Source organism: Methylocaldum sp., from assembly GCF_035627495.1.
Classification (GTDB): domain Bacteria; phylum Pseudomonadota; class Gammaproteobacteria; order Methylococcales; family Methylococcaceae; genus Methylocaldum.
Window position 1 is genome coordinate 85,512 of sequence record NZ_DASPLO010000007.1, and the last position, 8,288, is coordinate 93,799.

5 protein-coding genes are annotated in these 8,288 nt (G+C 60.4%); 1 reads left to right on the plus strand and 4 read right to left on the minus strand.

Features of this window, described 5'->3' with window-relative positions:
* Window positions 1-9 precede the first annotated feature (9 nt).
* Window positions 10-1,017 carry an NAD-dependent epimerase/dehydratase family protein gene (locus VEB01_RS00955; RefSeq protein WP_324872233.1) on the plus strand — a complete coding sequence of 336 codons (1,008 nt, stop codon included), beginning with the start codon at window positions 10-12 and terminating at the stop codon, window positions 1,015-1,017.
* 75 nt (window positions 1,018-1,092) lie between these two features.
* Here VEB01_RS00955 and VEB01_RS00960 read toward each other — a convergent pair whose 3' ends face one another.
* The 4 genes from VEB01_RS00960 to VEB01_RS00975 form a co-directional block, all read right to left on the minus strand.
* A complete protein-coding gene (locus tag VEB01_RS00960) occupies window positions 1,093-2,967 on the minus strand; it encodes a cytochrome P450 (protein WP_324872234.1) in 1,875 nt (624 codons plus the stop codon).
* 14 nt (window positions 2,968-2,981) lie between these two features.
* The gene (locus tag VEB01_RS00965; protein WP_324872235.1) at window positions 2,982-4,931 is read right to left on the minus strand and encodes a c-type cytochrome; all 1,950 of its coding nucleotides are present in this window, start codon (window positions 4,929-4,931) and stop codon (window positions 2,982-2,984) included.
* Window positions 4,932-5,556: 625 nt separating this feature from the next.
* The gene (locus tag VEB01_RS00970; RefSeq protein ID WP_324872236.1) at window positions 5,557-6,690 is read right to left on the minus strand and encodes a carboxylate-amine ligase; all 1,134 of its coding nucleotides are present in this window, start codon (window positions 6,688-6,690) and stop codon (window positions 5,557-5,559) included.
* A complete protein-coding gene (locus tag VEB01_RS00975; protein WP_324872237.1) occupies window positions 6,683-7,849 on the minus strand; it encodes a M20 metallopeptidase family protein in 1,167 nt (388 codons plus the stop codon). The genes VEB01_RS00970 and VEB01_RS00975 overlap by 8 nt, the downstream gene beginning before the upstream one ends.
* Window positions 7,850-8,288: the final 439 nt, after the last annotated feature.

Here is an 8,288-nt window from a genome sequence, read left to right on the forward strand (position 1 = left end):
GTGATCGCCATGAACGAGATACTGACTTCCCAGAACAAGGTTTTGGTTACAGGGCCAACCAGCTTTCTCGGCTACCATGTCACCAAGCGCCTAAACGAACGCGGTATCCGGCCGCGTGCGCTGATACCGCAAGATGCCGATCCGTCCGCTTTGCGGGATTTGAATGTGGACATCGTCCGGGGCACGGTCGAGGACGCGGCTTCCTTGCGTGCCGCTTGCGATGGGGTGGACACGATTTTCCACTTGGCCTTTCTGGTAAGCATCGGTGGAGGCCAAGAGACGCGCATGCAGCAAGTGAATGTGGTCGGAACGCGCAATCTATTGGATGTGGCCTTAGATTCGGGCGTTGCGCGCGTCGTCGTGACCAGCAGCGCGCTCGCCGTGGGCGTCAGCCGCGAGTCGCAACCGCTTAACGAAACGGCGGATTGGACCCTGCACCGCCTGGATCTCCCGTATGCGGCGAGCCGGCGGCAGGCCGAAGAGGAGGCGCTTGCACGGTCGAGCCAGAAGATGTCGGTCGTTGCCGTCAATCCCTCCTTTACCATGGGGCCGGAGGATTACGTCGGGGCGCCCGCCAACAAGCTTCTCAAAGCCGTCAGCGCCGGCAAGCTTCCCTTCACTGTTCCGGTCGGCTTCGGTTGCCTGGACGTTCGCGATTTCGCGGAGGGCATGCTGTTAGCCGCCGAACGCGGTCGTCCCGGTCAGCGCTATCTGCTCAATGGCCACAACGTGATGGTGGACGAGCTCTTGGGGCAAGCCGCCGCTATCGCCGGCGTGCGGCCACCTCGGTGGCGACTGCCGATTTGGGCGGCCTACGTTCTGGTTACGATGCTTCAGGCCGGTTACGCCTTGGCCCGAAAGCCGTTCCCTCTCAGCCGCAGCGTGCTCCAGATCCTGGGCCGCTACGCTTGGTATGACACGGCCCGTGCGCGCGAAGAACTCGGTTGGAATCCGCGCCCGCTGCAGCAGACGCTCGAAGACACTCTTCGCTGGCTAGGCCAGAGCGAAGCCGGATAGGGGCAGGATGATCTGAACGAACGCGGACTCGTAGTCCGGGAAAGGGCGGGCGTGACGCGCCCGCCTCCGAGTCCATCAATGGAAGCCGATCTTGAGGCCCATCGCATACAAATTCTGCTCATCCATCTCGAGTGCGCTACGGCGTTCCAGCACTCCGAGTCGCAGCATGGCGCGCAGCGATTCGCGCATGGTGATCTCCGAGGCATAGCGTCCCAGGCATTTGTGCCGTCCGTAGCCGTGCTGCAGATAAACCAGGCTTTGCGGCGCTTCTTGAACGCGTTCGCGATCGCCCAAGTAAGGGACTAGCCGTTCGTCCCGGGTAACGTCGAAGGCCAAAGGATTCGGCACCGCCTCGGGATCCCGCATCGCCGCGGCATAGGCTGCGAACACGAGGGTTCCCTTGCGGATGGGAACGCCGCCGAGTTCCGCGTTATCCTTCACGCACAGTCGTAACAGGACTTCGCCCTGCGGCTGTAGACGTAAGGCTTCCAAGGCGTATTTGCGGAGTCCTTCCAGGCGTTCGGCGTAGTCCGGGCTATCCGGCTCGACGCTCGCCCAACGTAAGGCTTGCTCGTAGCTGGAACCATTCAGCACCTCGTACTCGCCGTCCTTCAGACGGAGCATGGAATCCAGGATCCGGGCGGTCGCTTCCTGGGGATTCACCACCGCGCCGACCGCCGTGCCGAACACGTTGGACCGGATCATCGAATCCGAAAGGCGTCTGGCTAGTTCGTCTTTTGGCAAAGGGGCACTGAGGCGGGCGGCAAGTTCGTCCGTCAATGTCTCGCCGTCCCGGTCAAGCTCGAGCTGCATCCGCAGAAGCCGCGTCAGCATAGTATCGGGAACCGTATCGCCTTGCCGCAGCCGTTCCTTGTTGTGCTTAATCAAGGCGAACACGTAGGCGCTGAGATACTCGGTCGCGATCACCCCGCGTTCGCGGAACTCGGCGAACAAGGGATGCGCCGGGCTGAAGTTGTTGAAGATGTTGCGGAACGCGTCCTTGACCCAGACGAACAGGTCATCTGCCGTGGGCACGATGCCTTCCTTAATCTTGCTAAACGAGAAGACCGCTTGCAGGTCGTCGTCCAGCGGAAAGCGGTCGCCGCCCCGAAACCCTGGCAGGGCGGAAGGCGTTCCGTGTTCGTAGTAGTGGACCCCTAGATAATCGCCGACGATCCGAAGCGGCACGAACTTCGCGAGCGTCGGGACCACGTCGATTTCGCCGAGACCCTCGGTTTGCGCCCGACGTGTCCAGCGTTCGGCCTCGTCGCGCGTCAGGCGCGAGAGCGTCTCCTCGTCGGACCGTGATACGGCGCGCCGCAGTATCACGTCGTCCAGCCGGTAGAGATCGTCCCGGTCGGTGCCGAGCATGAAATGGGAGTAAGCTTCCGGGTGTTTGGCCTTGTCGTCCGTGGCGCGCGCCATCTCCGCCGCGTAAGGGTCCACGGTGAAGAGGTCGGTGCGTTCCAGACAGCGGATGACCTCCGCATGCCGCATGACGATCACGGGACCGACAGCCGGCTTGAAGATCGGCATGACGTCCCTCGGTTGCGCCAGAAGTTCCTGGAACATTTCATAGGGTTTGGTCGCCAGCCATTTGGAAATCACCTGCGCGACCGCGCCGCCGCGCGTCTTGGCCGCCGCCGCGAAAGCGGCGGCCGCGGCTTCCGCCGCCTGCTTGTCCTTCTCGTAGGCGCCGGGATCGCCAGCGTATTTCGAGTCATCCGGATTCGGCATCGGTGGCGGCGGAGACGGCAGGGGAGTCCCTTCTTCGGCGATCGCCACTTCGCGCAAAAAGCTGGTGGTGGTCGGCGGTGGAGCCGGCTCCTTTTCCGGCCCCGGCTTGCTCGGCTTAGGCTTATTTTCCAGGACCGCCTTGATCAGCCCGATGAGCTTGCAACCCTGTCCATAGAGCTGCTCCCGCATCGTCGTCCAGTTCAATCCGGCCATGCGTCCTCCTGTCCTTATAGTGTTTTCATGTACTCGATGACGGCGCGGACTTGGTCATCCGACCATTCGCTGCCATAGGTATGGCCGGTGTTCGAATTGCCACGGAGCGTCGTGTCATGCTCGGCGAAGTGCACCGTATCGCCGGGGCCGTATTCGTCGAGCTGCGGCGCCTTGTCCCAAACGAAGCCGACCTTCGCTTCGTCGTACTTGATGTTGCCGCGGACGAATTTCGCCGGCCGCTCCGCGGGACGGAAGAGATGCCACAGGGTCGGCACCGAACCGTTGTGGAGATAAGGCGCCTGAGCCCAAATGCCGTAAAGAACATCGGCCTTATAGCCCGACTTGTCGCCGCGCGGCGTGCCGAAGTAGGCTTCGTCATCGGCGGACCGGCTGCCCCGCTTCGGCCGGCACCAGTCGCTGCCGCCGTTTTCCACGTACAGTTCGCAGGCCTCACGGGTCAGCTCCAGTAACCCCAGGCGCGCCGTCGGCGTGATCTGCGTCGCCCGATTCATGTCGCTGCCCACGTTGTAGACTTTCTCGTTGCGAGCATGGTGGCAGGCGGACGCGCATTTTTCCTCGAACAGCGGCTTGCCTTTCGTCGCCAGGTCGAGATCGACCGCAAAGGGGTAGGGGGTGGGCGGCAGATTGTCGATGAAGGGGTTCATCGCTTCATGGATGCGGACATCCACTTTGGACGGATCGCCTCCCGAGGAGACCCCCGAGGCGATCACCCGAGCCTCGGCGGCCTGGTTCGCGTCCCAGTTGGCGTACGCATGGTCGCGGGAGAACCACAGGCTCTTGATATCGGATGCCCCCGGATCGTGGGGCATCCACCCGGGCGCGGTCGTGAACAGTCGCTGGCCGGCTTGCTTGAGGCGCTCCTCGCGGGGTAGGCTTTCCAAGCCCGCAAAGAACGGATGATCGTCGGGTAGGCGCGCAAAGAAACCTTCCCGTTTGGCATGCAGCGCGACCAATCCGGAGGCGATGCCGAAGGCGTCCATGCGGCCTGGACGTGGGCCGAATACCCCCGGTGCCTTCTGTCCGTCCTTCTCGGTATAGGAAAGCTTCGAGGTCAGAGCCAGATACATCAGTTCCGTCTTCTTGGCCGAAGCGATCAGTCCTCCTACGGCGCCCGGCAGATTGGCCAAGACGCGCGCTACCTGAACCTTGGCGCGCTCGGCGCTGGCCGACCGGTCCTCGGGCGTCCGTCCGCCGTAGAACCAAGCGGGGTCCGTTTCGGCCTTGGCCTTGAGGAAAGACGCGATCTTGGCGATTTGATCCGGATCGGCTTTAACCTGGCTCGGATCGGGACTGTCGACCTTGATGAGCTTCTTGCCGGTCCGATAGAGGAGTTCCGCATAGGCCTGCGCGTCGATTTCGGTATTGGGTGCACCGATGAGGTACTCGACTCGGTCTTTGACGTACACCCTTCCCGTATGGCAGGCCCCGCACGAAAAGAAGACGTTGTCCGTGCGCTTGTCCTCCGGAACCGTAGTGTCCTGGACGGTGAAAAGCCCGTAAGGCAGGGGGTGGCGCTGTTCCGGAGGAAGCAGCTTGCCCGTTGCCGGATCGTAGTCGTCCGGATAGGGACCGAATCCCAGGTTGCCCAGTGACCCCTCGCCTTTCCAGATCTCCGGGTAGGTTTCGACCAGGGCGCGCAGGAACACGTAGGGTATGCCGTTGACGCTGAGCGGGTAAGCCTTGAACCATTCGTATCCTAAATGGTTGCTATACCAGGGCGTGCGAGCCGTGTCGTCGGTCGAAATTCGGCTAACGGTGGAATCGTTTAAATATGTCGTCTGAAGTTTTTCCCGCTCCGAGCGCTCGTCCGCCCAACTGCGGGTTTGTTTCTCGGGCGGCTTGCCGCCTGGTTCGGATTCCGTGCAGGAAATCAGCGTAGTGAGGATGGCCGTGGCCGCTCCGCAGCCCAATATAGCGCGAATGGAAGAGGTCAGTTTCTTCATGGGGTCCTCCTAAGCTTTATTATTTTGGCGTATGTGTCCGTAAGGTCTCGGTGTGGCCGAAAACGCCGGTTTTCAGGTAGCCCTTGTTGCTTATGTTTGCTACCGCCGATGAAAGGGAAGCGTCGAGACCTGACTTAAGAACAGAATGACATTGTTGCTAGATGCGCTCTATCGTTTTGGCCAGAAGCCAAACGCGCACTCATCGGGCCACTCGATTGTTAGATTTCTGATTTATTCAACTCCAATTACGGGCCAAGCAGCGTCCGCCACCATAAAAGCCTTTTGCCGATTCATTGTCAAATTTGACCAACGTTGGCCGCTTTGGCGTGGTCCGATGCGACCGAACATCAGGGATAAGCACGTTGGCGAAATCGATTTGAGCCGTGTTGGAAAAACTTGGGGTTTTGCATCCAGATGCCTTGCGATCCATGCCTGGCCGATGGATAAGTCCTCTGACCGAAGGCGATCACCGCGATTCTGGGGATCGCGGCGCTAAGTGTGTCCAACTGGGCGAGGCGGTGGCAAACTCAGGGGCTGATGGGACTATCTGTATTCTTTCCAATCGGCAGCGGACTTTCCAAGCTGATCGAAGCGGCGAGAGTGACAGGAACCGGTGTGAGCATCACTATTCGATCAGTTCCGCTTCCAATTCTCCGACCAGGCTCGCCGCCACTTTTTGCAGAGATCGCGTTTTGGCAAAGACTGTTTGCTGACGGAGGTAACTGCCCCCAACGTCGAGGCGAGCCTCGAGTTGACCGAGCCAGTCTGCGGTCTTCAGGTCTTCGGCCGTTTCCGCCAAGCTCGCCAATAAATCGCGCGTAAGCGTCTTGATGGGCCGGATATGGCCCATGTCATCGACGATGATTTCCGCCTCCACGCCAAGATGGGACGCTCGGAAACAGTTTTCCTTTTGCGCCCACCAATGTTGAAGCATCGAGGGATAAACGGGTTCGTTCTGCTGCCAAGATCGTTGCAGGTATACCAGCAGGGTCTGAATCAGAGCGGCCAGCATGAAGGTTTCCTTCAAGGTCGGCTGGACATCCATTACCCGAACTTCCAGTGTGCCATAGTGAGGACTCGGCCGGATATCCCAATGGAAGTCTCGTATGACGTGGGCGGCGCCCGCCGCCCGGAGGTTTTCGAAGCATTCGGCAAAGTGGCGCCAGGACGTAAAGCTCGGCGGTAGGCCGTAGTCCCGCATCGCCGCCAAGACGCGCTGCCGGAATGATGCAAAACCGGTATCCTGGCCCTGCCAGAATGGAGAACTGGCCGAGAGCGCCAGGAGGATGGGCAGATACGGCTTGAGCAAGCTCATGACGACGACCGCGGCATCGCCGGACGGCATGCCGACGTGGACCTGGAGAGCGTAAGTCTTCAGCGTGTGCGCCAGGTAGACCATCCGCCGCTCCATCTCGATATAGCGTGGCAAGGGCGTCACGGCGGCGGGACGCAGTGAAAAGGGATGGGTGCCGGCGCCGCAAAGCGCGAGATGCAATCCTTCGCAGCGGCGCTTCAGCTCCTTGACCAGGCTGGTAATATCCGATCGCAGTTCTTCGATATCGGCGCACACATGGGAATTGATCTCCACCGTGGACTGCGTAAATTCCGGCTTGATGCAGGGTTCTTCCGGATAGCTCTGCAGCAGGGGAAGTATGCCGTCGGCCAAATCAAACGTTTCCGGATCGAGCAACTGAAATTCGATTTCGATTCCCAAGGTGGGATATTTCGAACCGACGAATTCTAGCTCTTCATTATGCATACGCCTCGATGGCATCCCGAGCCACCCGGTCGAAGAATGCCGCCCCGATCTTCAAGACCTCCTCGTCGAAATCGAAGGCGGGACTGTGTAAGGGGATGTGTTCCCACCCCCCTCGGCGTGCCCCGAATCGCACGTAACAGCCCGGGATTTCCCGAAGATAGTAGGCGAAGTCTTCGGATCCCATGCTGGGATAATCCATGAACGCGAGGCCCTGTTCGCCGACGATGTTCTCGGCTGCCCGCCGCGCGATTTCCGATTCGGCGAGCGTATTCACCACGGGCGGATAGCCCTCGTTGATGGCCACCTCCACCTGGGCGTTGTGGAGTTCTCCGATACCCTTGGCCATGCGCTCCAGACCCTTGATGAGGTGTTTCCGCACCTCCGGGAGGGTGGTACGAATCGAGCCGCGGAGGGTTGCCGTTTCGGCGATGACGTTGGGCGCGCTGCCGGCGCTGACCTGACCAATGGTGATCACCGACGGATATACCGGGTTCACTTCCCTGGACACTAGAGTTTGTACCGCCATGATCAACAGCCCGGCGACCACGACCGCATCCACGGCCTCGTGAGGTCTCGCCCCATGCCCGCCGCGTCCCTGGATTTGGATGCGGAAACCATCCGACTGAGCCGTAATCACGCCGGGAGCGACCATGATCTCGCCGACCGGGTAATGCCCGGTCACGTGCCCACCGAAGATCGCGCTGACGCCCGAGAGCGCACCTGAACGAATGATGACCCGCGAGCCGCCGCCGCGTTCTTCGGCCGGTTGGAAAACCAGCAAAACGGTTCCCGGCGGCGGATCATTCTTGAGCAGGGTCGCCGCTCCGAGCACCATCGCCATGTGTCCGTCATGGCCGCAGGCGTGCATTTTCCCAGGATTCAGGGAAGCAAACGGCAAGCCGGTGCTCTCATCGCCCGGCAAACCATCCATCTCGGCCCGCAACGCCACGGTAGCACCGCCCGGCTTGCCCTTTAGCCGGGCCACGATACCGCCGCCGACGCCGCCGTATTCGTAGGGAATACCGAGACGATCGAGTTCTTCCATGATCATGCGAGCCGTGTGCACTTCCTCGAAAGCCAACTCGGGATAGCGGTGCAGCAATCTGCGCAACTCCACCATGCGGGGATAGATCCGCTCGACATCGGAGCGCCCAGCCATAGCTTTCTTTTCCTGCAGTAGTCTCATCGAAACCCGAAAAATCGAATCGGAGAGTTGATCGCCATTGTTTCAATCGTGACAATCAGGCTGTGGAAAAATATTTCCGACAGAGGCAATGTTGCCACGATTACAACCCGCTACTTCCCCAAACGCCCTAGGCCTATGGCTCTTGTTTGAGCGGGCATATTCTCCAGCTTTCCATAAACTACTAGATAGCCGTCGGGGTTCTTAGTTCCAGCCGTGTAGTGATCTTGCAACCCTTTTTTGGACTTCCGTTGCAGGTACCGGCGGCACCGTCACGAGTAATGGTCAAATTTTGTGTACGGGGCGGACTCAGGCGGCGATTTTCTCGGCGTCTTCCCGAACTCCGTCCTTGAACACGACTCCCTCGATAACCTGAGCCAAGCGGGGAATGCCATTGAGTTTTCGCCAGTGCCGC

Excerpts from the sequence above, each read along its gene's own strand:
- VEB01_RS00960 (WP_324872234.1), bottom strand. The coding sequence starts at position 2,967 with ATGGCCGGATTGAACTGGACGACGATGCGGGAGCAGCTCTATGGACAG.
- VEB01_RS00955 (WP_324872233.1), top strand. The coding sequence starts at position 10 with ATGAACGAGATACTGACTTCCCAGAACAAGGTTTTGGTTACAGGGCCA.
- VEB01_RS00970 (WP_324872236.1), bottom strand. The coding sequence starts at position 6,690 with ATGCATAATGAAGAGCTAGAATTCGTCGGTTCGAAATATCCCACCTTG.
- VEB01_RS00975 (WP_324872237.1), bottom strand. The coding sequence starts at position 7,849 with ATGGCTGGGCGCTCCGATGTCGAGCGGATCTATCCCCGCATGGTGGAG.
- VEB01_RS00965 (WP_324872235.1), bottom strand. The coding sequence starts at position 4,931 with ATGAAGAAACTGACCTCTTCCATTCGCGCTATATTGGGCTGCGGAGCG.